Annotated in this window: 25 protein-coding genes and 1 pseudogene; 8 read left to right on the top strand and 18 right to left on the bottom strand. The window is 55.6% G+C overall.

What is annotated here, in order from left to right; all coding sequences use genetic code 11:
• Both AC2FLZ_RS19005 and AC2FLZ_RS19000 read right to left on the bottom strand, forming a co-directional pair.
• On the bottom strand, positions 1-387 hold a 387-nt coding region (locus AC2FLZ_RS19005), incomplete at its 3' end, for a Rieske 2Fe-2S domain-containing protein (protein ID WP_496882605.1).
• Between the two features lie 96 nt (positions 388-483).
• Entirely contained in the window at positions 484-1,413 is a 930-nt protein-coding gene (locus AC2FLZ_RS19000; protein ID WP_480478019.1) for a LysR substrate-binding domain-containing protein, read from the bottom strand.
• Positions 1,414-1,509: 96 nt separating this feature from the next.
• Between AC2FLZ_RS19000 and AC2FLZ_RS18995 the strand changes: the two genes are divergently transcribed.
• The 3 genes from AC2FLZ_RS18995 (at position 1,510) to AC2FLZ_RS18985 (ending at position 4,012) form a co-directional block, all read left to right on the top strand.
• Positions 1,510-2,595: a hypothetical protein gene (locus tag AC2FLZ_RS18995; RefSeq protein ID WP_480520674.1), complete on the top strand. Its 1,086-nt coding sequence runs from the start codon at positions 1,510-1,512 to the stop codon at positions 2,593-2,595.
• 154 nt (positions 2,596-2,749) lie between these two features.
• Positions 2,750-3,691, top strand: coding sequence for a fatty acid desaturase family protein (locus tag AC2FLZ_RS18990; RefSeq protein WP_480520676.1), 942 nt, complete (start codon positions 2,750-2,752; stop codon positions 3,689-3,691).
• A 3-nt stretch (positions 3,692-3,694) separates the two neighbouring features.
• Positions 3,695-4,012 (top strand): non-heme iron oxygenase ferredoxin subunit, encoded by a 318-nt coding sequence (locus AC2FLZ_RS18985; protein ID WP_480520678.1) that lies wholly within the window; start codon positions 3,695-3,697, stop codon positions 4,010-4,012.
• Between the two features lie 12 nt (positions 4,013-4,024).
• On the opposite strand, the gene AC2FLZ_RS18980 is transcribed toward AC2FLZ_RS18985, so the two are convergent.
• From AC2FLZ_RS18980 to AC2FLZ_RS18960, 5 genes are all read right to left on the bottom strand, one after another.
• Positions 4,025-4,546 (bottom strand): glutathione S-transferase N-terminal domain-containing protein, encoded by a 522-nt coding sequence (locus AC2FLZ_RS18980; protein ID WP_496809305.1) that lies wholly within the window; start codon positions 4,544-4,546, stop codon positions 4,025-4,027.
• A gap of 110 nt (positions 4,547-4,656) precedes the next feature.
• Entirely contained in the window at positions 4,657-5,538 is an 882-nt protein-coding gene (locus AC2FLZ_RS18975) for an amino acid ABC transporter permease (RefSeq protein ID WP_480496294.1), read from the bottom strand.
• A gap of 55 nt (positions 5,539-5,593) precedes the next feature.
• Entirely contained in the window at positions 5,594-6,427 is an 834-nt protein-coding gene (locus tag AC2FLZ_RS18970; protein WP_480478031.1) for a transporter substrate-binding domain-containing protein, read from the bottom strand.
• Positions 6,428-6,463: 36 nt separating this feature from the next.
• Positions 6,464-7,306: an amino acid ABC transporter permease gene (locus tag AC2FLZ_RS18965; RefSeq protein ID WP_496716074.1), complete on the bottom strand. Its 843-nt coding sequence runs from the start codon at positions 7,304-7,306 to the stop codon at positions 6,464-6,466.
• Between the two features lie 2 nt (positions 7,307-7,308).
• Positions 7,309-8,055, bottom strand: coding sequence for an amino acid ABC transporter ATP-binding protein (locus AC2FLZ_RS18960; RefSeq protein ID WP_480478035.1), 747 nt, complete (start codon positions 8,053-8,055; stop codon positions 7,309-7,311).
• Between the two features lie 316 nt (positions 8,056-8,371).
• Between AC2FLZ_RS18960 and AC2FLZ_RS18955 the strand changes: the two genes are divergently transcribed.
• From AC2FLZ_RS18955 to AC2FLZ_RS18945, 3 genes are read left to right on the top strand one after another with little or no spacing between them, the layout of a single operon-like run.
• Entirely contained in the window at positions 8,372-8,950 is a 579-nt protein-coding gene (locus AC2FLZ_RS18955) for a carboxymuconolactone decarboxylase family protein (RefSeq protein ID WP_480478037.1), read from the top strand.
• 11 nt (positions 8,951-8,961) lie between these two features.
• Positions 8,962-9,549 carry a helix-turn-helix domain-containing protein gene (locus AC2FLZ_RS18950; RefSeq protein WP_480478040.1) on the top strand — a complete coding sequence of 196 codons (588 nt, stop codon included), beginning with the start codon at positions 8,962-8,964 and terminating at the stop codon, positions 9,547-9,549.
• 12 nt (positions 9,550-9,561) lie between these two features.
• A complete protein-coding gene (locus AC2FLZ_RS18945; protein WP_496882604.1) occupies positions 9,562-10,962 on the top strand; it encodes an MATE family efflux transporter in 1,401 nt (466 codons plus the stop codon).
• 16 nt (positions 10,963-10,978) lie between these two features.
• Here the strand turns inward: AC2FLZ_RS18945 and AC2FLZ_RS18940 are convergent, their stop codons facing one another.
• The 4 genes from AC2FLZ_RS18940 to AC2FLZ_RS18925 form a co-directional block, all read right to left on the bottom strand.
• Complete coding sequence (locus AC2FLZ_RS18940; protein ID WP_480520684.1) at positions 10,979-11,125, bottom strand: hypothetical protein; 147 nt, start codon at positions 11,123-11,125, stop codon at positions 10,979-10,981.
• Positions 11,126-11,165: 40 nt separating this feature from the next.
• A complete protein-coding gene (locus tag AC2FLZ_RS18935) occupies positions 11,166-11,849 on the bottom strand; it encodes an IS6 family transposase (RefSeq protein WP_496882603.1) in 684 nt (227 codons plus the stop codon).
• Between the two features lie 195 nt (positions 11,850-12,044).
• A complete protein-coding gene (locus AC2FLZ_RS18930) occupies positions 12,045-12,239 on the bottom strand; it encodes a DUF1059 domain-containing protein (RefSeq protein WP_480556068.1) in 195 nt (64 codons plus the stop codon).
• Positions 12,240-12,264: 25 nt separating this feature from the next.
• Positions 12,265-12,675 (bottom strand): GFA family protein, encoded by a 411-nt coding sequence (locus tag AC2FLZ_RS18925; RefSeq protein WP_496809266.1) that lies wholly within the window; start codon positions 12,673-12,675, stop codon positions 12,265-12,267.
• A gap of 126 nt (positions 12,676-12,801) precedes the next feature.
• Between AC2FLZ_RS18925 and AC2FLZ_RS18920 the strand changes: the two genes are divergently transcribed.
• Positions 12,802-13,665 (top strand): LysR family transcriptional regulator, encoded by an 864-nt coding sequence (locus tag AC2FLZ_RS18920; RefSeq protein ID WP_496809265.1) that lies wholly within the window; start codon positions 12,802-12,804, stop codon positions 13,663-13,665.
• Between the two features lie 215 nt (positions 13,666-13,880).
• On the opposite strand, the pseudogene AC2FLZ_RS18915 reads toward AC2FLZ_RS18920, so the two are convergent.
• From AC2FLZ_RS18915 to AC2FLZ_RS18885, 7 genes and pseudogenes are all read right to left on the bottom strand, one after another.
• Positions 13,881-14,590, bottom strand: a pseudogene (locus AC2FLZ_RS18915) (IS6 family transposase).
• A gap of 46 nt (positions 14,591-14,636) precedes the next feature.
• Complete coding sequence (locus tag AC2FLZ_RS18910) at positions 14,637-16,262, bottom strand: ABC transporter substrate-binding protein (RefSeq protein ID WP_496809264.1); 1,626 nt, start codon at positions 16,260-16,262, stop codon at positions 14,637-14,639.
• A gap of 26 nt (positions 16,263-16,288) precedes the next feature.
• The gene (locus AC2FLZ_RS18905; protein ID WP_496882602.1) at positions 16,289-17,728 is read right to left on the bottom strand and encodes an aldehyde dehydrogenase family protein; all 1,440 of its coding nucleotides are present in this window, start codon (positions 17,726-17,728) and stop codon (positions 16,289-16,291) included.
• Positions 17,725-18,741, bottom strand: a complete 1,017-nt coding sequence (locus AC2FLZ_RS18900; RefSeq protein WP_496882601.1) for a sterol desaturase family protein — start codon at positions 18,739-18,741, stop codon at positions 17,725-17,727. The genes AC2FLZ_RS18905 and AC2FLZ_RS18900 overlap by 4 nt, the downstream gene beginning before the upstream one ends.
• A gap of 14 nt (positions 18,742-18,755) precedes the next feature.
• Positions 18,756-19,598, bottom strand: coding sequence for a 3-methyl-2-oxobutanoate hydroxymethyltransferase (locus AC2FLZ_RS18895; protein ID WP_496882600.1), 843 nt, complete (start codon positions 19,596-19,598; stop codon positions 18,756-18,758).
• Positions 19,599-19,603: 5 nt separating this feature from the next.
• Complete coding sequence (locus AC2FLZ_RS18890) at positions 19,604-20,203, bottom strand: HD domain-containing protein (RefSeq protein ID WP_480521483.1); 600 nt, start codon at positions 20,201-20,203, stop codon at positions 19,604-19,606.
• 66 nt (positions 20,204-20,269) lie between these two features.
• Positions 20,270-21,238, bottom strand: a complete 969-nt coding sequence (locus tag AC2FLZ_RS18885; protein WP_496867728.1) for an NAD(P)-dependent oxidoreductase — start codon at positions 21,236-21,238, stop codon at positions 20,270-20,272.
• On the opposite strand from AC2FLZ_RS18885, the gene AC2FLZ_RS18880 reads away from it, so the two are divergent.
• Positions 21,159-22,238, top strand: coding sequence for a LysR family transcriptional regulator (locus AC2FLZ_RS18880; protein WP_496882599.1), 1,080 nt, complete (start codon positions 21,159-21,161; stop codon positions 22,236-22,238). The genes AC2FLZ_RS18885 and AC2FLZ_RS18880 overlap by 80 nt on opposite strands.
• Positions 22,239-22,556: the final 318 nt, after the last annotated feature.

The raw sequence follows: 22,556 nt of genomic DNA, 5'->3' as shown, positions 1-22,556 counted from the left end.
GTCGAAATTCTCGATCAGGAAAATATTGTCAGGGTCCGCCTGTTCCGGATCACCCATCCAGATCCACAGGAACCGATACCGATCCACTACCGGATATGATCTTACCACTGCCCGCCGCGGGGTCATGCCACGCTGGGTCGGGCTGTCCGTGCATTTGCCCGAGCAGTCGAATTTCAGGCCGTGATAACCGCATTCCACCACATCACCGATCAGATTGCCTTTGGACAGCGGCAGCTTGCGATGCGGGCAAGCATCTTCCAATGCGACCGGAGTGCCGTCCTCCCGCCGGTAAAGCACGATGTTTTCACCCAGAAACGTTTCGGCCTTCAGTTCGCGACCGATATCCTTACTCCAGGCAGCGACATACCAGCAGTTTCTCAGATACATTGAAATGCTCTCCAGATCGTCAGATGGCTTGTACCAGTATGGGCAGAGAGACGTCCTTGCGCCATGTCGGAATGGTAATGACTCATATAAGCCAGGCTAATTATAAGCGTCGGCGGATGGCGGGATGTCCGGTTGCGCTTCTACTTCAGCACTGATCCAGTTCAGAAACTCACCGACTTTCGGACTGTCCTTGGTTTCGTGTCGCCGAACCAGCCAGTAAGACAAAGGGGACTCGGTCAGTTCTGGAAAGGGTCGAACCAGACGCCCGTCACATAACGTATCGATCACCAGGGGTTCCCGACCCAGCGCGACACCCAGCCCTTCAATTGCAGCCTGAACCACCAGATTGGATTGGCCAAATCGCCGTGTGCGCAAGGGTGACGGCAGCGTCAGACCGCATTGCCGTGCCCAGAAATCCCAGGTTGGGCTTGCAGGACCATGATGCAGATTCTCATCTACCAGCATCGTGTGCTTCGCAAGATCCTCGACCCCGCGCAGGTTGGGTATCAAAGATGGTGCGCAAACAGGAAACAACTGCTCGGTCATCAGCAGATCCACCTGGTAGCCGGGGTAATCACCCAGCCCATAGCGGATTCCGATATCCGCATCCGCGCCGGAGAACGGATATTGACCAGTATCCGTAGCGATCGAAATCGATAGGTCCGGGTGGGCCAGATCAAAGTTCAAAAGACGCGGAAACAACCAGTTGAAAGCAAAACCTGGCAGGCATGAAATCACGATGGTCCGGTCGTTGCGGGTCTTATCCCGCAACTGGGTGCAAACACCTGAAATGCGCCCCAGCCCTTCGGAGATGGCCAGCGCTAGCAGTTCACCCTCTCGGGTTGGGCGCGATGACCGCGCGCCGCGTACCAGCAGATCGCGACCCAACCATTCCTCAAGCGTCCGCACATGCTGACTGACCGCACTTTGGCTAACACCAAGTTCGGCCGCGGCAGGGGAAAAGCCAGAATGACGGACAACTGCCTCGAAGGCACGCAGAGCTGAATAGGGCAGATTTACAATCATATTAGTCACCCTAATGTCAGACATAATCACTTTCAAATAGATTAGGCGCATGGTGCAGGCCTAATCTGTACGGGCTTGAATCCGTAGGAGACGCGAATGTCGGACATCACACCCGAGCGCGGCGCGCGAAATCTTTTGACGAACTGCGCTCACGCAGCGGCGGGTGACCGACTTCTGATCGCTTACGAACCCCCCGAGTTTGGTTATTTTGACGCGGACAGTGTCAAGATCGTATCGGACGTCGCGCAATCCATGGGGTTGTCGGTTGATGCAGTGGATGTAGGATTTAATCCGGACAATCCTCACCTGTCCCCGGATCTTCTGGCGCGGTTCGAAGCAGCCGAGATAATCCTCTTTCTTGCCCGTCTTGGGGATCAGCTACGGTTTTCGGAGATGCCCCGGGGCAAAAAAATCATCGTCAGCTTTGCGCTGAACCGTGAGCTGTTCGGGTCGGGCTTTTCCAACGGGCACCATGATGCCTTTCTCGACATCAAGGCGGCGATCAATGCCGTCCTGAACGAGGCAACCGATGTGCGGGTCACCTGCCCTCTGGGCACGGCCTTTCAGGGGAAGCCGAAGATGAACCTTGATCCGGCGGGCGATACGTCGATCCTGAGATTCCCCATGTCAGTTTTCACGCCAGTCCCGGCGCACAGTTTTTCAGGACGTGTGGCGCTGAAGTTTCTAACCGGAACCGGATCAAGATACTATGAAGACTATACGATCGAGTTCGACAGCCCGGTGTTTGCGTCACTTGAGAACGGGCGCCTGACCGGGTTCACGGGCGAGCCCACCGATGTGGCCCGGGCCGAAGTACAATATGACCGGGTCGCGGGCCAGTTCGGTATTGACCGAAATTTCGTGCATTCATGGCATGCTGGCATTCATCCGGGCTGCGGATACCCTTGGGATATGCGCGAGAATTTCGAACGCTGGGGCGGATCTGCTTTTGGCAATCCGCGTATCCTGCACTTCCACACTTGCGGCGCATATGCTCCCGGAGAAATCAGCTGGAACGTGTTTGATCCGACAATCAAGATCGATGGTGTGACCTATTGGGAAGATGGGGTTTTTCATGCTGACCGCCTGCCCGGCGGAGCTTCCATTCTGGACAAACACCCCTGTGCGGCAGCACTGTTTGCCGACCCCGATCCGGATATCGGCCTTCGCCGAACCGGCTGATCATTCAAGCTTGATCGAACGCGTGCCATCACGCTAATCTGGTAGCAATAGAGTCCACCCGACAGGACCCTATGGTGCGGAGCACTCCCGTCTCCGGTGCCGGAAAATGCGATGAGGGCGCGGCCCCCGCACCGGCAAATTGTGTGGAACTCACATGTCACAAGCAATCGTAACGCCCCTGTCTCAGGCATTGGCCGAAGGCAAGCTCACGCGTGAAGAGCTGAAAGGTTTCATGCAACGGTCTAACGGTCCCGGCTTATGCCATCTGGCGCTTTGGGTTCTGGTGCTGGCCTGCACGACCACCCTTGTTACTCTGGCATGGAACAACTGGCTGATATGGCCTGCAATGTTACTCCAGGGCATCGTTCTGGTACACCACTTCTCGCTGCAGCATGAATGCGTGCACTATACCGTATTCCGTACAAGGTGGCTGAATGATCTGGTTGGTCAGATCTGCGGCCTGATCATTATCCTGCCGCATCGGTTCTTTCGCTATGAACATTGCGATCACCACACTTATACGCAACTGACCGGGGACGACCCTGAACTGATCCCATTGCCCGAGACGTTGAGGGAGTACCTTATGTACCTGTCCGCCCTGCCCTACTGGCGCGGTAAATTCACGGAACTGTTTCGCCATGCCAGCGGCAACCTCAGCGAGACCGAGCTGCGATTCATCCCGAAAGTGGAACATCAGGCGGTGTATCGCGATGCGCGCAGAATGCTGGCCATCTATACGGCCATCTTTCTGGGCATGGCCATCATCGGCTGGTGGGGACTGATCTGGTACTGGATAATCCCTTTGTTTTTGGGTGAGCCTGTGATGCGCTTTATCCGGATGACCGAACATGTCGGACGCCCCACCGTGGCGCAGATGTCCGAAAATACGCGCACCAATCTGGTATCCGCCCCCTGGTCCTTTTTGTGCTGGAACATGAACTACCACGCGGAGCATCACTACGTAGCCTCAGTTCCTTTCCACGCGTTACCTCGCCTTCATGAGAAGCTGAAAGACCACATTCATGTTGAGCCTGGGGGGTATCTGGCCGCCCATCGCGAGATCTTGAGGCAGATCCGGCAGAAGGCGGAGGCGTAACTCATGGCGGATGAAAAACCCTGGAAAGACGTGATCGAGACAACTCGGCTGGAAAAGAACTGGGTCACACGGGTCGAGATCGGCTCACGTATCCTGGCGGTCTACGACACTCCCGGCGGCGTCTATGCCTCGTTGGCACTTTGCAATCATGGCGGTGCTGATCTGTGTGACGGGTATTTTGATGGCTACGTCATCGAGTGCCCTTTGCATCAGGGCGCATTCGATGTGCGTGACGGACATGCGGTTTCGGCCCCTGCGACACGACCAATGAAGGTATTCGAAACCCGCATCAAAAACGGCATGGTGCAGATCCGGGCGTAGCCCCGAACAGTCCTAGTCCGGTGCCGGCAACCCCGGCATCAGGATATATCCCGACGGAGCTTCAACACGCGCGATCCACGAACGGACTGCCGGGTAAGGAGCCAGCGATAACTTTCCCTGATAAGCCAGTGCTTTGTAGGGGTAACAGGCCAGATCGGCGATCGTAGGACGATCACATGCCAGCCAGCGTCGTCGTGACAGGTGCTGCTCCATATTCTGCAGGGATTTCTGCCCAAGTGCCTGTGGCCCGGTCAAATCGATGTCGCGTTCAAACAGAACAATCGCGCGGGCCGTTGCAACGCCGTGGAAAATCTCGTTTACCGAATAGGACAGCCATTGCTGTATGTCCCCATGCTCTTCTGGCGAATCCGGCGCCCAATCTGCAGCGCCATACTTCTGTGCCAGATACATCATGATTGCGGTGCTGTCGCGCAGGGTAAAGCCGTTGTCGTCCAGCACCGGGACCTTGTTCAGCTGGTTGACCTGCAAGAATGTAACCTGGTTCTGATCTCCGCTCAGCAGGTTGACATTGATGATTTGATGAATTGATGATCCAGCCGCAGCATGGACAGCAGCAGCCGAGCTTTATGGCAACTGCCCGAGAACCGGAAATCATATATCCGCATTGCCCCGGGCCGTTCGCGTCAGCGCCTGTCTGACCGCTTTTCAAGTCGTGCAAACAATCGGCTGAGGCCGAAACACACAACAAAATAGAACCCGGCCGTGGTGATCCACGCCTCAAAGATCATGCGGGACGAGGCCACAAGCTCGACTGTTTTGTAGGTCAGTTCCTGCACCGAGATCAGCGACAGGATCGAGCTGTCCTTGATCAGCGAGATGAATTGGTTTGCCAGCGGTGGCACCACTTTCTTCAACGCCTGCGGCAGAATCACGTAACGCATCTCCTGTAGTTTGCTCATACCAATCGAGCGCGCCGCTTCGCGCTGGCCTTTCGGGATCGACTGGATACCAGCCCGGACAATCTCGCCGACAAAGGCGCTTTCAAACAGGGCCAGAACGATGACACCAGAAACCAGTGAGGGAAAACGGCGCATTTCGCCGAAAAAGAAGGTCCAGATATCTTTGTCCTCTTGCCGCGCTATACCACGAGCCCAACGTTCGAGGTTGAGCGCGTCAATCAGTTGTTGTGACAGGAAGAAAAAGAAAATGAAAACGACCACAACCGGCGGCACGTTGCGGAGAAATTCAAGATACGTCCGTGCCAGCATCCGGATCGTCAGGTTTGCTGAACACCGCGCAACCCCCAGAATGGTGCCAAGCAACAAGGCCAGAATGCCCGAGTAAATACTGATACGGACTGTCGCCATAAGCCCCTGCAGAAACAGGTTCGCGAAATACTCTTCGCGGCCCGAATGCCAGCCAACGACATAGCCCGGGATCAATTCCCAGCGCCATTTGTAGTTCAGCGTGCCTTCGATCGACAGCCAGATATACCCGAAGAAAGCGATCAGAGTCACCACGATCAGATAATCTGGCCATCTCAGTTTCTTCAGGAAATCTTGCACCGGGATTGCTCCGCCTCAGGGTCGGGGGCGGCAATGCCGCCGCCCTTTGTTTTAGTCACTGAGCAACCTGGTCGGCCCACTCTTCTGTTGCGAACCAATAATTGTGACGCTCTTCCAGCCAACCCGAACGCCATTGCTGAGCAATCCAATTGTTGAAGAAGTTCAATGCATCCGGATCACCTTTGCGCATAGCAAAGGCTTCGCCACGCGGATCAAACAGATCGCCTTCCATCACGCGCAGAGTTTCAGGATTACGCCCTGCTTCCCGGTTGGGCGTAGGCTGTGAAGCCATTGTTGCGTGTGCATTTCCGTTAAGAACTTCTTGCGTCGACGCGCCATCTTCATCAAATAGCAACAAGTTTGCTTCCGGGAAGTTTTCCGCGATCACGACAGCGGGCGTTGCACCGCGACGGGCTGCGAACGTCACGTCTGCAGAATTCAGATCAGCCTGAGTCATTCCATCTGTCAGTTCCTTATTTACCAAGATGGCCAGACCGGAAAAAGCATATGGATCGGTAAAGTTGACAGTCAGGTTTCGCTGCGGCGTCACAGACATGCCCGAGATGATCACGTCGAAATTGCCCGAAACCAGCGCCGGAATGATACCGTCCCATGCGGTGGGAACAAATTCAACTTCGACCCCCATGTCTTCGGCCAGCTTGCGACCGACATCCAGTTCGAAACCGATCAGGTCACCGTTCTTGTCGCGCATCGACCACGGTACGAATAGCGACAGCCCAATGCGGATCACTCCATCCTGCTTGATGGTTTCAATCACACTTTCGCTGGACAGGTTCTGCGTTGTGCTTTGCGCCCAACCTGATGTTGCGACGCCTGTTGCAACGACCGCGCTCAGCGCCGCCCCCAACATTCTGCGAGAAAGCTTCATCTTGGTTCTCCTTGTTGTCCGACATAGTTTTCAGTTTTATTGGTCGACGGCATATTTCTTCTCCAGGTGGGTTACGCCAATCGACAGGATCAGGGTCACCACCAGATAGACCAGTGCAATGGTGAACCAGATTTCGAAACTCATGTAGGTATCGGATATGATGTTGCGTCCAAACGTGGTCAGTTCAGCCACCGCGATCACGCTTACAATCGCTGAGGATTTGATCAGGTGAACTACCTCACCGGTCATCGGTGGCAGCATGAACCGTACTGATTGCGGCAAAATGATATAGCGATAGGTCTGATACGGTGTCATCCCGATGGATTTTGCCGCCTCCCACTGACCCGTGGGAATTGCGTTGATACCAGCGCGGAAAATCTCGGAAATCAGGGCCGAATGAAAAACGGCAAGTGTCAGGATACTTGCCGTGTATCGGTCAAACCCAAAGATCGGCCCGAGCACATAATAGAAAAGATAAAGCAGAACCAGCAGCGGAATATTGCGGATCAGTTCCAGGTACCCCACGGCAACCGCTGACCCGATGACCAACCCCGATAGCCGCAACAGAGCCACCAAAAGGCCTATCGCCGTTGCCAGAAAAAAGGCGGTCACCGACAGTTGGATGGTGGCTACAAGCCCAATTGGGATTTCACCCCATTCAAACCCGACCTCGGTATTGCGGTACAGGAATTGCGGCACACGATACCATTGCCAGTTATAACCCATACTCTGCGCCCCGGCGTAAGCGCCATAGGCGATTAGACCAACAATAATGGAATAAATGACAACGGAAATCAGGACCGAGTCGAAAAACCGCTTGTGAAACGGTGGCTTTGGCAACGGCTGGCCCTTTGGCCCGGATATGCCCAGATCGCTCACGTTCAATGCGCCAGAATCTGATCCAGGAACAGGCGGCACCGTTCGCTGGAAGGGTTGGTAAAGAACTGTTCAGGCGGCGATATCTCGACGATCCGACCCGCCTCCATAAAGACCATCGTGTCTGCGACCTTGCGGGCAAACCCCATTTCGTGGGTAACCACAACCATGGTCATGCCGGTTTCGGCCAACTCGACCATCACGTCCAGAACTTCGTTGATCATTTCCGGATCGAGCGCCGAGGTCGGCTCGTCAAACAGCATGATCCGGGTTTCCATGCACAAAGAACGCGCAATCGCCACGCGCTGCTGCTGACCGCCAGACAATTGTGCCGGATATTTGTCGGCCTGTTCCGGAATATGCACGCGCTCAAGATAATTTCGCGCGGTCTCTTCGGCCTGTACCTTTGAAACTTTGCGCACTTTCATTGGGCCGATCATAAGATTTTCCAGCACAGTCAAATGCGGAAACAGATTGAACTGCTGAAAAACCATCCCAACTTCCTGGCGCAGTTCGCGTATCTCCTTGGCCCCCTCGTAAACTTCGATACCATCTATCACCAAACGGCCCGAATTGTGCCACTCCAGACCATTGAAACAACGGATCAGTGTGGACTTTCCCGAACCAGAGGGTCCGCAGATCACTACTTTTTCACCCTGATGAACCGTCAAACTAACGTCTTTCAGCGCATGGAACGTGCCATAATACTTGTCCAGATTGGTCACTTCAATCATCGGAGTGGCGTGTGTCATGTCGCGCCTGTCATGGTTCGGGACACCATACCTGGCAGTCTTTTGCGGTGAAAATTGCGCCGTGATTTCTCAGTTGGCCTCTCCGAAACCGTAGCGCGCGCGGGCCGACAAAGGGCGGTAGCGAAACCGTCCTGAAAGCTAGTGCCAGATTGGCGCTTTGACTGAGTGAGGCAGTCGGGCAAGGCCTGAGAATCCTTAAATCTGTTGCGCGCTAATTAATATGGTTGCTTAATATGCAATACTCGTCAATAAAAAACTCAGCGCGCCGTACAACACGACCCATAATTTGTGCTGACGACTAAGGAAGGAACCAAAAATGTCTGCCTGGATCAGGATGATATCTGACGAAGACGCCGACGAGCATCTGAAGGCCACTCTGGATCTGGCCCGGACGCCACATGGCACAGTGGACAACGTCATGCGTGTTCATTCCCTGCGCCCCAACACAATGAAGGGGCACGTGATTTTGTACCGGGCCTGCCTGCATGATGAGGCAAACACGGTTCCGATGTGGTTTCAGGAAGTCATCAGTTCCTATGTATCCACCCTCAACACTTGCCCCTATTCTTACGCCAACCACTGGTCCAACGCCCGACATCTAATTGATGATGACGCCCGCGCCGACCAGATTGAGGCGGCGCTCAAGGCGCATCGTCCGCAGGATGCCTTTGACGGCGCCCATCTTGCCGCGCTGACCTACGCAGAAAAACTGACGCTGACACCGGGTACGATGGTCGATTCTGATGTGGCCGGGCTAAAAGAGACTGGTTGGGATGATGGTGAGATACTCGAAATCAATCAGATCGTCGGCTATTTCAACTACGTGAACCGCTTGTTGAACGGGCTTGGCGTGACCACGGACGGAGATGTTGTGGGCTATTACGGCAGCGAGTGATGGGAGAAGCCATGCAGGGAGACCCGCCGGGAAGACAGATCGACCGCGCAATTGGAGCATCGCTGAAAGAGCTGCGCCAAAGCCGAAAGCAATCGGCCCGCCGACTGGCCGAGCAATCGGGTATTTCCGCCGCAATGGTCAGCCGTATCGAAAACGGGCTTGTCTCTCCTTCGATCGACACCCTGGCTGCGCTGGCCGAAGCGCTTGAAGTCCCGATTGTGTCACTGTTCCGCGAAGCCCGCACCGATCACACCGACTATACGCTCGTCCGCCACGGCGAAGGCTTGAAATCCACCCGTATCGCCGCAGGCCATAGCCATGAATATGTCAATCTGGCATTGCATTCACGCAAGGACCTGCGTTTTCAAGCCCGGCGCGTAACCCTTCTGCGCGAGGGTGGTCATCCTCCGACTTATGTCGGTCACGGCGTAGTTTTTGTTCAGGCGCTCGAAGGTGAGGCGGTCTATCGGTATGGCGAGGCCCGGTTCAAGCTGACCGCAGGCGACACGATCAGCGTCGACGCTGAACTGAACCACGGCTTCGAAGAGGTTCTGACCCCGGAATTCGTCTTTCTGACTGTTCAGGCCGAGCGCCCGTGATGCCTGCGTGACATGGCTCAGCCAGTCGATCTTGACCTGACCCGAGGGTCTATTCCGGCACATTTCCGGACACTGGCAGTGCCTGCTGCAATCGGAATGCTGTTCAACACGCTCTATAATGTCGTGGACATCTTTTTTGCCGGGCTGTTGTCGACAAGCGCACAGGCCGGGCTGGCCCTTGGGTTTCAGGCCTTCTTTATAACTTTGTCTGTTGGGGTTGGTCTTGGAGCCGCCATGAGCGCCCTTGTCGGCAACGCACTGGGGGCAGGCAACCACCGCATGGCCCGGCGATTGGTGGCGCAGGGTCTGACATATGGTTTTATCGCCGCCGGGCTTCTGGCATTGTCAGGCCTCTGGTACGGCCCCGCGCTGATACATCTTGTATCCGACCCCGGCGAATACCGTGATGCGGGGCTACGCTATTTCTATTGGCTTCTTCTGGCACTGCCCGGATTTCTGTTGGCTCATGGGTGCAACGGAATCCTCCAGGCTCATGGGGATGCGGTATCAATGCAGCGCGCCCTGATCGTGGCCTTCTTCGCCAATATCGCCCTGAATCCTCTGCTTATTTTTGGCATCCCCGGGCTGATTCCGGGGATCGGTTTTGACGGGTTGGCCATTTCTACCGTTATCAGTCAAACCGGTGTCATGATCTACATGATCCGGCAGGTGCTGCGACGACGCCGGATGCAGCGAATGCGGATCGCCTATTTCGCCCCGCGCCTGAATCGCTTTACCGTGATTTCCGTTCAGGTCCTGCCAACGGCGGTGTCTTTCATGGTGATGCTGCTTTCAGGATTTGTCATGCAGTTTGCCCTGAAAATATTCGGGGAACATGCCATTGCAGGCTTCGGGGTCGCCATTCGGCTGGAGCAAATTCTGCTTTTACCTGTGCTGGGTGTTACCGGCGCTGTGCTGCCAATCGCATCGCAGAATTTCGGCGCCCGGGATTTTCAGCGCGTGCGGGCGGCCCTGTTTTATTGCTGGAAAGTCGGATTTATCATGACGGCGATGGCCATCCCAATCCTGTGGGGCCTGAGCCCGCATCTGATGCGCCTGTTTACCACCGACCCCGAAGTCGTCCGAGTAGGCGTCAGCTATCTGCGCGTCGACAGCCTGATTCTGCCGTTTTACATGATGCTCTTTTCCATCAATTCGCTGCTTCAGGCCCTCAAAAGACCCATCTGGACGGTCTGGATCAGCCTCTACCGCCAGGGCTTCGGGGTCGCATTCTTTGTCTGGGTCTTCGTCGGCCTGTGGCATTTCAACGAGATCGGTGTCTGGTTCGGAACGGCTACCGCAGTCGTCACGGGTTGGATCATCGCAATTCTGACGGCGAGTCACGTGGCACGGCATGAAATGGGCGGGTTATGGGTTTCGCGTCACCAGGACTTAAATCGAATCCAAAACTGATCCCGCCGCAAATCTCCTACCGCAGCCGCAATCCGGTTTCCGGATCAAACAGCATCGCACGCTCGGGCCGGATCGAGATGCCGATTTTCTCACCTTTCCGACTGCGCTGATCTTCGCGCTCTTCTACGATCAGTTTATCGCCATTGGGTGGGTAGTGTCGCAAACTTTTGGAACGACGAAAGCCAGCGATATGCTAGACGCAGTTATCCTGCGATCTCAGCAAACAACCGAAAGCCGGAAGTCGTATCACTAAAGAATTGCTGCTTCCGGGTCATGTTGGCGACCTCGATGCCGTCCAAAGTGGCGGAAGCGGATTCGAACGACTTAAACCCACACATGTGCCGAACACGCCGCTTTATGAACCGATGATCCTGTTCGATCATGTTGTTCAAAAATTTGGACCTGATCGTCTGTACTTTGGCTGGGCAACCGAACCGCTTCAGGATCCTGTTCACTTCTCGAATGCCAGCTGCATTTGCGCCACTTTTGTCGATGACGATTTTGTTTGGGATCCCGTTGGACGACAGTGCTTTGGCAAAGAACCTGGTTGCTGCTGGACGATTTCGTCGCTCAGACAGCATGAAATCAAGGGTGTTTCCCGCTTTGTCGACCGCTCGAAAAAGATACATCCACTTGCCGCGCACGCGGAGATAGGTTTCGTCCATGCGCCAGGAACTCAGCGTTGGTCGCTTCTTCGATTGCGCGCTCGCGGCGATCATCGGCGAATACTTAACGACCCACCTGTTGAGAGTGGCGTGGTCCACCTGCACGCCGCGTTCGGCCATGATCTCTTCCAAATCACGATACGACACTGTGTACCGCAAATAGAAATACACAGCGTAAAGAACTGCATCCTTGGGAAAGTGGCAGCCTTTCAGAGAGATCATACTTAAAAACTGTTCGAAAACTATTCGACGGGAACAGACTACTAAACTTGAGTGCTCGTCAATCTCAGTTCAAAATTTTCGACACAACCAAAGAGTCCGGTTAACCCACAGAAACCACCCTAGAGGTTTAATCTTTGGGTCGGCTTGGCAACGCTTGCCCATCCGTCAAAAAGAATTGCCCAACTAGGTCAGTTGTCATTTGGACGTTATCAATGTGCTCAGATAATCACGCGTTTCATTGTCCCACGAACTGGGGTTTTCCCCATGCGCGATGACGGCGTGAAGCTCCATCAGCTTCCAGACCTCATCCTTCGAACCGGCGGTGACCTCGCCGGGGCAGGTCTCCATGCCCTCGCAATCACGGCAGGCGTATGTGTAGGCTTCGCTCATAGTGTCCCTTTCTTGGTTGGTCGCATCAAAACTCCTGGAACGTCGGCAACCCATCGGCGAGCTTGATCCATGGCTGCTGATGCGAGACAAAGACGTGCGACTTCGGTTCGACCTCCGATGGGTCGTCGAGAGTGGCGGCAGCAAACCAAGCGTCAGAACTCCAATCTTGACCGTCCACCTCACCTTCTGCGGCATAGGTCAGTGTTGTCCCGCAATCGCCACAAAAGCCTCGGCGAACTCCGGGGGTCTTCTCGATCGTTTTGATGGTACCGCTGGTGACTTCGAAATTCTTCGCGGCCACTTTTGCCCAAGTCACGAAGGCGCCACCAAGCGCCAACTGGCAGGACCGGCAATGACAATGCGCTGACCATTCCGGCCGACCGGAAATCTCGTATCGTACGGCGCGGCAATAGCATCCACCCTTTAGCTTTTCCATCATCCTATCCTCCAACTGCACTGCCCCAATGATAGGCATATTGCTAAATTTTTGACTTCATGCGACTCATTAATCCTGTCGTAACATTAGAAAATCTATTATATGGATTGGTTGAGACTCCCGCCATTGAACAGCCTGCGCGCCTTTGCTGCCGTAGCTACTGCAGGCAGCTATGCAGGTGCCGCAGACCACCTGAACGTTACACAGGCCGCTGTTAGCCAGCAGGTCAAAGCGCTCGAAAACCGAATTGGTATTGCGTTAGTCCATCGGGTCGGTCGCGGCATTGAGCTGACGCGTTCAGGCGCCCGATTAGCACGAGATCTGGAAGCAGGCTTCGATATCATCAGCCGCGGCGTGGAGCGCATAAGTGAAGAAGCCGCACTCCGGCCGGTACAAGTGACTATGCCACCAGCCTTCGCTGTTGAGTGGCTCATGCCGAGGGTCGGCGAGTTCCAGCGGGCGAATCCAGAAATCACCCTGATGCTCAATCCGACGTCACAGATCGTTGAGCTCAGGCCGGGTGGGATCGACGTCGCCATAAGGTATCGTGATCAAAGGCGAGCCGAGCCGGATGTCGAGGCTGTCCTCAAGACAGACATGGTTGTCATCGGTGCGCCATCGCTGATCGAGGCACGTGATCTTTCAGACTACAAGTCGCTTGCCGACCTACCTTGGCTGCAGGAATTAGGGACTAACGAGGCGGCGGAGTGGTTCACTTTTCATGGCATCGTCCTAAAGCGACCTTTGGCGATTAACCACATGCCGGGCAACCTGATCATGCCAGCGGTCCGACGCGGCGATGGCATCACCTATACTGCCCGCGCCTTTTTTACGGAAGACATCGCGACTGGCCGGATCGCTGTGCTCGCTTCTGAGACGCTCTTTGGTGTCTACCACATCGAAACCTCGCCAGGACAGCAACGCCCCGAAGTGCAGGCATTCATCAAGTGGCTCCGCTCGAAAGCCGAAGTCATTACAGTGTCGGACTGAAGTCGCCTGAGCTTTACGAGCGAACGGCTGCTCCGGGCTCTCACCACGGTTTCGCCGCTTTTCGCATGAGCGTCGGCTCGACGATACCCAAGGGCTGCTAATCCGATTTGCCTAAAAAACTTCGAAGAATTAGTCGCAGCATCGGACGGCTGGTCTCGGTGGGGCATTGTCAGGTTGTTTTTTGCGCCGGGCAAGAGCGGGGTGGAGTGCTGGATTCAAGCGGCCAAGTCGTTTGCATATTCGGTCCAAAGCTCGAAGGCATCGGTTCGGGCGTGGCGGTAGGAACCGGCTGAAAGACGGTGGCGTTTGGGGCGGAATAGTGCGGCGGTTTGATCGTGGACCGACAAGAACCGTTGTGCCTTACCGGACGACTTAAACCAGCCCATTATTTTCTCTCGCCGTCGCGTATGTCTGTGTGAAGCCTCGACGCGATTGTTTAACCCCTTGTGCTGGCGATGCTCAATCCCTGGGGCCAGTTCCGCTATTGCCGCCCCGTAGGAGCGCAGCTTGTCGGTGATAATTACCCTTGGTCGGCCCCAAACCTTGAATAGTTTCCTGAAAAAGCGCTTTGCGGCAGCTTTGTTCCGGCGGGATTGAATCAAAACGTCCAGAAGTCACCGTTGGCATCAACCGCGCGCCAGAGCCAGTGTTTACGCCCTTTGATTGGCACCACGACCTCATCGAGATGCCATTTACAAGCAGGAAGCGGTCGATCCCGTCGGACCTTTACGGCAAACTGAGCCCCAAAGCGTGCCACCCAGTACCGGACAGTTTCGTAAGAAACCGCGATCCCGCGAGAGGCCAAAGGATCCTCAACATCACGCAGGCTGAGTGCAAACCAATGGTACGCCCAGACCGCGCAGCCAATGACCGAGCGCGGGAAACGAAAACCCTTGAGGCGGGAAAGATCACACAGATTCAACATGGCAGCGCGCTACAACGACGAGACCGCTTCAACAACCTGACAATGCCTACTGTTCCAACCAAACGTTGTCGAAGCGTGCCTCGAACTGCTGGTGCCGCTCATAGCCCTTCAACTCCGGAACATGGTGCAGGTACTGACTCTGCCAGAAAGGCTGAATGATGGCGCCGCTGTTTCGCAGGATTTTCTGCATCTCTGCCATCAGAGGCCGACGTTTCTCAGGATCGGCAATCCCGACCGCCTCGTTCAGTATTGCATCGAAATCCGCATCGCTGAAACCGGATTCATTCCAAGGTTCTCCGGACCTGTAGGCCAAACCGTATATCTGGACTCCGAGCGGGCGGGCACCCCAATTGGTTGTCGAGAACGGATACTTGGTCCAGTCATTCCAAAAAGTCGCGCCGGGAATGATCTTTCGTTTCACGTTGATACCGGCATCACGAAGCTGCGCCGCAATCGCATCAGTCGTGGTTTGCCGCCAGTCACCATCCAACGAGATCAACTCAAACTCCGTATCGGCGTGGCCGGCGGCGTCAAGCAGTTCCGTGGCCTTGGTTGGGTTGAACTCGGGCTTGCTGATTTCCGCGTATTCCGGATGAAAGGGCGCACAATGATGGTTTTCAGCGACGACGCCGGTATTGTTGATGCCTAGTTCCAACACGACATTGTTGTCCACCGCCGTTTGAATGGCGCGCCGAACATCGGCATTGTCATAAGGGGCGCTGTCAGCGCGCATGCGGGCAACGATGGTGTTTGCGGTCGCCTTTTCTTTCCGCACCAAGCCAAGCCCGTCCAGGACTTCGACGAAATCGGCAGACGTATTGTCGTTGACATGGATTTCACCAGCCTCGAATGCAGCGACGATTGCCGAAGGATCGGTGCCATAATCGACGAATTCAATTCCGGCGAGATGAGCCTGACCACCCCACCAACCGTTATCCCGCCGTTTAAACACAGCCTTTTCCCCAACCATGTGGGACACTAATTCGAACGGTCCCGTGCCGATAGGCGTATCCACGATACTGCCCGAGAAACTTGGATGGACCAACAGCGCGGGATGATCAGCCATCGCCGCGATCAGCGTGATATCGGGGCGGGGCAGATTAAGGCGCACGGTGTATTCATCTACTTTCTCGATGACACCTGTGCCCGCCCTTTGCGTTTCTTCGTCGATAAGGCTGGCAAAACGGGATGCCATTGCGTTGCCTTCGGCGGACTTGTCACACCAGCGTTCGATATTGAAGACTACATCATCGGCAGTGAACGGGTCGCCGTTGTTCCAGATCGCGTCTTGTCGCAGGTTTAGCGTATAAGTTTTAGCATCATCGCTAACCTCCCAGCTTGCCAACAATACACCGCCAAAGCTGTAGTCGAGTTCCCAGCGCACCAGAGGCTCAAGGAACTGGCGGCTTACGTTGTTGGCTTGGTCCCAATCCTGAAAGCGCGGCTCAGTCAGAGCAAGAACCCGCATCTCGATTTTCGCAACGCCGCCCTTTTGCGGAATGCCGGTTGCCGCCTGCGCCGGGGCACTCATTCCCAGCAAGCCATAAGCTGTTGCTGCGCTGGCCCCAAATGTACTGGCCGTCGCAATGAATTCGCGGCGGCTCATTTCACCGCGGCGCACAGCGTCCGCCATTTTGGCCACTATCGGGCGGGTTTCACGGGATTCGTTCATTTGGTATCCTCCCTGGATATTGCGCCTCACCCAAAGTGAAGCGTCTTGATTTCCTGATAGTCTTCAAGCCCGAACATCCCGCCCTCTCGGCCGTTGCCCGATTGCTTGTATCCACCAAAGGGCGAGCCATAATTGAAACCCCCGCCATTGATATGGATGGCGCCGGCCCTTAGCCGGGCGGCAACACGCTCGGCACGGTCCGGATCACCGGTTTGCAGATATGCGGCCAGACCGTAGGGCGTGTTATTGGCGATGCGGATCGCATCCTCTTCATCCTCAAAGGGGATGATCACCAGCACCGGGCCAAAGATTTCCTGCCGGGCGATGGCCATATCATTGGTGACATCGGCAAATACTGTGGGCCGCACATACCACCCCCGATCAAACCCGCCAGGGCGACCGGGCCCGCCAGCCAACAGGGTCGCTCCTTCGGCAATGCCCGTTTCGATCATGTCCTGCACCCGGTCAAACTGAATCCGGTCAAACAATGGTCCGATATGATCGCCTTCCTGCACCGGATCGCCGACCATTTGCCCCTCGGCGGCGGATTTTGCGAACTCCAGCACACGATCATAGCAATGGCGCTCGACCAGCATCCGGGTGGGCGCATCACAGCTTTGACCGGTGTTGTACATGCATTCCAAAACTGATGCTGTGACCCGCTCGTTCAGATCGTCGCCGCAATCGGCAAAGACTAGATTGGGAGATTTTCCGCCCAGTTCCAGTGTCACCCGTTTGATCGTATCGGCGGCATCTTTGGTCACAGCAATCCCGGCGCGCGTCGATCCGGTGAATGACATCATGTCCACATCGGGGTGGCGCGAAAGGCCCGATCCAATTTTCTCGCCGTCACCATGGATCAGGTTGAACACACCAGGAGGAAACCCTGCGTCATGGATCATCTGTGCGTAAACAGTGGCAGAAAGAGGGGTGTGTTCCGAAGGTTTCAGAACGCAGGTACAGCCGACCGCCAGCGCAGGAAGCACCTTGAGGGCAATCTGATTGATTGGCCAATTCCAGGGTGTGATCAATCCGCAAACGCCGATGGGTTCGCGCACCAAAACGTCCCCATTGGTCAAGACCTCACGCAGATCTTGTGCCTTCAGTGCCTCTAGAATGCCCCGCAGATGCCCAATACCGGTATCTGCCTGGGCGTCGCGCGACATTGTGATCGGTGCGCCCATTTCCGCACTCATCGCCTGCGCCATATCTTCGCGCCGGGCTTCACTGATCTGCAGCAAACGTTCCAGAAGTGCGATCCGCTCATCACGAGAAGTTTGTGAATAGTTTTCGAATGCTGCGCACGCGGCGGCCACCGCCCTGTTCAGATCATCCTCGTTCCCCAGATAGACCGTCCCGATCCGCTCTTCTGTGGCCGGATTCAGAACAGGAAATGCGCACGTAGAAAGTGGGGTGACCCAGTCGCCGTTGATATAGAAATTCTCTGGTGTCATGAAGTTGCTCATTTCGCGTGCATTTTCCGTTTGCGGTCGCGCGTGACGCGCGTCGCGTCTTCGGACCCGTCGTGATAGGTGCCGAACCACTTGTCCCACGGCATTTCAGAGTTGCCATAGTTGCATTCGTAGTAACGGTGATGCAGCTGGTGAAAGAACGACCCGATATCCAGCCGCTCCTTGTTCTTGACAAACAGCGTCTCGTATCCGGCATGCGCCGAGATTGCGCCCAGAACCAGCCAGTACAGCAGGAACATCAGATGCACCGGATGGGCCGGGATAACCAACAGGATCAGCACCGAGCTGATATAGAGAAGCTGCTCCAAAGGGTGCATCGACATGCCCGACCACGACGTCGTGTTGACATTGCGGTGGTGGATCGAATGGACATGCCGGTAGAGCGGTGGCCAGTGGATCGCCCGGTGAATGACATAGAAATGAAAGCTCTGCCAAACTGCCAGAGCCGGGAACAGCAGCACAAAATAAATCGGGTGATCCCAGAAATTCACCGGCGCAACCCAGCCATTGGTAATGGCCATGCGCATACCGATCTCAAAGCCGCACATGATCGGGACACCATAGGCCAGCGCATAAAACATGTTGTCGCGCAGCTGATAGTCGAATTTGTACAATGCGTTCTTGCGCGGCAGTATCGGGCGCGGATCATACTTGAACCGGTTGCCTTGCCCTTTGCGGATATAAAGCCACCAGTGCAAACCACCCGCCACCGCAATCACCGCCAGATAGTTGCGCAGGACAACCCAGGCCGCCCACCCAAAACCGAACGAGGTCTGATCCGGAGCAACTGGCTGCAGCCAATATGCAACCACGAAGGCAAGCGCGAGATAGATCGCGCGATCCGAGAACTGCAAATAGGTATTCCACAGCCATTTCAACAGCTTCATCGGTTTCGGAGGCCAATCCCAATAGGGTGCATACTTCACGGGCAAGTCCGGATGGTAGTGCCATTCGCAGCTCATGGAGGCCGGTTCTGCGTCTTGAGGCTGGTGCGCTGTGTCGGACATCAGATCAAACTTTCTCAGGTTTCAGCAGAAAGCGCTTCCAGCGCCTCGCAGAGTTTCGTTAGTTCCCCGTCTATCATCGCAATCGAATGGGCGGCGTCGGGGAAGGATCCATCCTGCACCGCGTTGCGAAACGCCGTGAGACCCTTGTGTTTTTCGGCCTGTAGTTGTTTGCGGATCGGTGCCATGTTGGCAAATGCCTTGGCATGGCGTGGCGGGTTGTCGATGTCGCCGCAGATGTCTTCCTGAAACATGAAAATCACATCAGCGGCCCCACCGGACCCGATGGAATGGGTGACGAGCCCGGTTCTGGGGCTGAGCTCGGCAATCACCTCATGCGCGACACATTCCAGTTCAACGGCATAGGCACCCGCATTTTCGAGCCGCCGCATCGCATGGTGCAGGCTCAATGCCTCGTCGGCTGTGCGCCCATAAGCTCTTAAACCGCCGATCATGGTGGACAGTCTCGGCACAAGGCCAAGATGGCCCTGTACAGCCAGTCCCTCTTTGGCCAGCATTTCTACAACATCAAGCGAACGTATCGTATACACAGCATCCGCACCCGCTTCGGCGGCCTTGATCGCCGCCCGCAGTATTTCGTCATGGGTTGCGAAATCCGTTGCGGGCAGGCAGGCGGTAATGAACGTGTTCGGAGCGCCTGCACGGATCTCAGTTACGTCGGAGTCCAAAATCGACAGGTGGTCGATGCCCGCCGCTTGCGCCGCGCGGGCCTCTTCCTGATCATAGGAGGTGGTTTGCGTAAACTTGCGTGCGCCCTTGCCGGCGACAAAATCCGCTACCGTGTGGTTGCGCAACGCTTCGTGCCCGCCATAGGTGTATATGCGTCTGGACTTGACCATGCCTGTTACACCGCAACCGGTTCATCCGCAGTCTCATTCAGCTCCATATGCCCTTCGCCCTTGGACAGAATACGGCGCAGCATTGGCTCGAAGAATTCCAGCGGTTTTGTTGGGTAATCCGGATCAAAGGCGCATTGGTCATATTCATGACAGAAGTACCGGCAGTCTTCCCAATAGGGGCTGTCCTTGTACTTGTCGCGCGCGTTCCGGTCCCCGCCCAGATAGTGATTGTAATAATACCCCTGGAAAACGCAGTGATGTTTCAAGATCCAGTATGTCCGCTCGCTGACATAGGGTTTCATCATCGCTGCAGACAGTTCGCCGTGGTTGTAGGGTGACAGGATATCGCCGGTGTCGTGCACCAAAGCAGCAACCACGATTTCCTCGTCTGCGCCGTCCTCATAGGCGCGGGTCGCGGCCTGCAAGCTGTGTTGATAGCGGTTGACGGGGTAAGGGGTCCACTCTTCGTCCAGCGACCGGAGCGCGTCCAGTATCCGGTCTGGCAGGGCCGCGTTGTAGGTGTCCTCATAGTCCATCACCGCCAGAAAATCTTCTTTGGTGGCATTTCCGAAACTGGTCCAGCTGGATTTATGCGACTTATCCATGGCTATGCCCTTTCCAATTTTGAGTTTGGCGACCGAAGGGGGAGAAGCTTCGGTCGCCAGCGCAGATCACTCGTAAGAGGCGCGGTGTTTCACCACGACTTCGGCACCTGCGCCTTCGGGTTCGTGATCGACCAGATATTCCGGGAAACCGGGCGCGCGCAGGTCGGTGCCGCAATCATCCTCAAGCCGTTTGACCACCTGGCTGGACCACACGCGCGGGCCATAGCGTTTCAGCCCGTCCTCCATCGCAGCCACACAGACCGGCGACAGCTCGACCGGAACGCCGTATGACTTGGCCAGATCGTCAAACAGGGTCACATCCTTGACCTCATGATCCATGGTGAAGTTGATGTTGTAACTGCCGTTCAGGATCAGTTGGCCTTCAGTTTCATGCACAAAGGAATTGCCGGAGCTCACCCGGATCGCGTCATAGGCCACGGCCAGATCAATGCCTGCCTTTTTGGCGACCATAAAGGCCTCACCGGTGGAGACCAGCTGCACGCCCGCCAGGTAGTTGGTGATCACTTTCAGCACCGAGGCCGACCCCAGCTTGCCCGTATGCACGATCTGACGGCCCATGGTCGACAACAGCGGCAGCACCTGTTCAAACGCCTCGCGTTTGCCGCCGGTAAAGATGGCGATATTGCCGGTTGAGGCACGATGGCAGCCGCCGGAAACGGGGCTGTCCATCGCGATACCGCCTTTGGCCTCAACCAAGGCCCCCAGACGTTGCACGTCTTCGGCTTCGGTGGTGGACATCTCCAGCCAGATCTTGCCCTTTGAGATGCCTTCCAACACGCCGTTTTCTTCTTCCAGCACCTTGGCGGAAACCACGGGTGACGGCAGGCAAGTGATGATCACATCGCAGGCTTCGGCCAACGCGCGGCCGCTTTCAGCCCAGATCGCTCCCTGATCCAGAAGGGGTTGAGCCGCAGCTTGATCCGAGTCGCGGACGATGACGTCAAACCCGTCGCGCAACAGACTGCCCGACAGTTTTGCCCCTACGTTTCCCAAACCGATAAATCCGACGCGCATTCTTGATTCTTTCTTGAACGTGACAGTTCTCTTGACGATGCGGGGCAATTGGGTATCAGTCAAAAGAACTCTTTGTGCCCTAAGGGGTCTAAAAATTGGAGGCTATATGTCTGACACCAGAACCAGCTTGCCGCCACTTCCCGCACTGCAGGCTTTCGAAGCTGCGGCCCGGCATGAGAACTTCATGGCCGCGGCTGAGGAATTGAACCTTTCTCAATCTGCAATAAGCCACCGCGTAAGAGCGTTGGAGGCCCATCTGGGCTATGCGCTGTTCGTGCGCTTGCCGCGAGGGCTGAGATTGAATGAAAACGGAAAGGCGTACTTGCCTTCAATTCGACGTGCGTTTGCGGAAATAATGGGATCAACTACCAGCATTTTCGGCCTTCGACAGCCGACCCGGCTATCAGTTCGCGCTCCATTGTCGTACTCAGCGATCTGGGTGTCGAACATTGTTCAGGAGTTCTCCCGTGAGTTTCCAAACATCGAAATCCGAATGAGTTCTTCCGTTTGGGCTGATAATCAGGCGGACGAAGCGGATATAGAACTGCGCCTAGGGCATGGGAATTGGCCGGGCTACAGAGCCGAACTGCTGTTTCATGATGATCTCGTTCCCTTGTGTTCTCCCAAGACTCGGGAAACAATGCCAACGCTAGTAACTGCTGAAGATCTTGCAGTTAGACCTCTCGTTCATATCGTTGGTATCGAGGATCAATGGGGGGACTTTTTTCGTAGCCACCTATTGGGAGAACGGCCAAAAGCGCACAAAAACCGGATATCCACTGATAGTTCTGTTGCGGCAGCAGTCATTGCCTCGCATGGCCCGCACATATGCTTGCTGGCTGAGAGATTTGCGGCGTTCTTTGTCGAAACCGGGCTTCTTGTGCAGCTGTCAAACCTGACAATCACGTCCAGGCAGGGGCTGTATCTGGTAACCCCAGACGCCAACAAAGCGCTTGTCCCCGAAGTTGAACTGTTTCGAAAATATCTGCGGAACTGCTAGTAGTTCTGCCCAGCCTCGATAGAGAAATAAGTGCGAAACAAAACATCCAACTATTTGAGCGGAGTGTCTGCTTTGTCCCGCGTCTCGTTTCTCCGAGACCGCGTTGCACGAATAGCGCTTGGGCCGCATTTGCCCCTTTCCCCGGTTCGTTATGCGACACGTTCATAGGTCGCACGACCTAGACGGGTCATGCGGTTGAGGGCTTTGACAGCGATGCGGGCTTCGGTTGTCTGGGTCTCCATGTTGCGGCTGCGCAGTTCCAGTCCGATGACCTGTTTGTATCGCCCGATCTGGGCCTCGCCGCGCGATCTCTGACCA

Source organism: Ruegeria sp. YKSF131 (assembly GCF_059612645.1).
Note: the sequence above shows the minus strand (reverse complement) of the source record. Positions and strands in the feature narration are given on the sequence as shown.

Coding starts and splice junctions, on each gene's coding strand:
- AC2FLZ_RS18950 (WP_480478040.1), top strand. CDS start 8,962: ATGCAGGGAGACCCGCCGGGAAGACAGATCGACCGCGCAATTGGAGCA.
- AC2FLZ_RS18905 (WP_496882602.1), bottom strand. CDS start 17,728: ATGAGCAACTTCATGACACCAGAGAATTTCTATATCAACGGCGACTGG.
- AC2FLZ_RS18890 (WP_480521483.1), bottom strand. CDS start 20,203: ATGGATAAGTCGCATAAATCCAGCTGGACCAGTTTCGGAAATGCCACC.
- AC2FLZ_RS18895 (WP_496882600.1), bottom strand. CDS start 19,598: ATGGTCAAGTCCAGACGCATATACACCTATGGCGGGCACGAAGCGTTG.
- AC2FLZ_RS18880 (WP_496882599.1), top strand. CDS start 21,159: ATGACGTCAAACCCGTCGCGCAACAGACTGCCCGACAGTTTTGCCCCT.
- AC2FLZ_RS19000 (WP_480478019.1), bottom strand. CDS start 1,413: ATGATTGTAAATCTGCCCTATTCAGCTCTGCGTGCCTTCGAGGCAGTT.
- AC2FLZ_RS18945 (WP_496882604.1), top strand. CDS start 9,562: ATGGCTCAGCCAGTCGATCTTGACCTGACCCGAGGGTCTATTCCGGCA.
- AC2FLZ_RS18910 (WP_496809264.1), bottom strand. CDS start 16,262: ATGAACGAATCCCGTGAAACCCGCCCGATAGTGGCCAAAATGGCGGAC.
- AC2FLZ_RS18955 (WP_480478037.1), top strand. CDS start 8,372: ATGTCTGCCTGGATCAGGATGATATCTGACGAAGACGCCGACGAGCAT.
- AC2FLZ_RS18960 (WP_480478035.1), bottom strand. CDS start 8,055: ATGACACACGCCACTCCGATGATTGAAGTGACCAATCTGGACAAGTAT.
- AC2FLZ_RS18990 (WP_480520676.1), top strand. CDS start 2,750: ATGTCACAAGCAATCGTAACGCCCCTGTCTCAGGCATTGGCCGAAGGC.
- AC2FLZ_RS18930 (WP_480556068.1), bottom strand. CDS start 12,239: ATGAGCGAAGCCTACACATACGCCTGCCGTGATTGCGAGGGCATGGAG.
- AC2FLZ_RS18970 (WP_480478031.1), bottom strand. CDS start 6,427: ATGAAGCTTTCTCGCAGAATGTTGGGGGCGGCGCTGAGCGCGGTCGTT.
- AC2FLZ_RS18935 (WP_496882603.1), bottom strand. CDS start 11,849: ATGATCTCTCTGAAAGGCTGCCACTTTCCCAAGGATGCAGTTCTTTAC.
- AC2FLZ_RS18925 (WP_496809266.1), bottom strand. CDS start 12,675: ATGGAAAAGCTAAAGGGTGGATGCTATTGCCGCGCCGTACGATACGAG.
- AC2FLZ_RS18885 (WP_496867728.1), bottom strand. CDS start 21,238: ATGCGCGTCGGATTTATCGGTTTGGGAAACGTAGGGGCAAAACTGTCG.
- AC2FLZ_RS18900 (WP_496882601.1), bottom strand. CDS start 18,741: ATGTCCGACACAGCGCACCAGCCTCAAGACGCAGAACCGGCCTCCATG.
- AC2FLZ_RS18985 (WP_480520678.1), top strand. CDS start 3,695: ATGGCGGATGAAAAACCCTGGAAAGACGTGATCGAGACAACTCGGCTG.
- AC2FLZ_RS18995 (WP_480520674.1), top strand. CDS start 1,510: ATGTCGGACATCACACCCGAGCGCGGCGCGCGAAATCTTTTGACGAAC.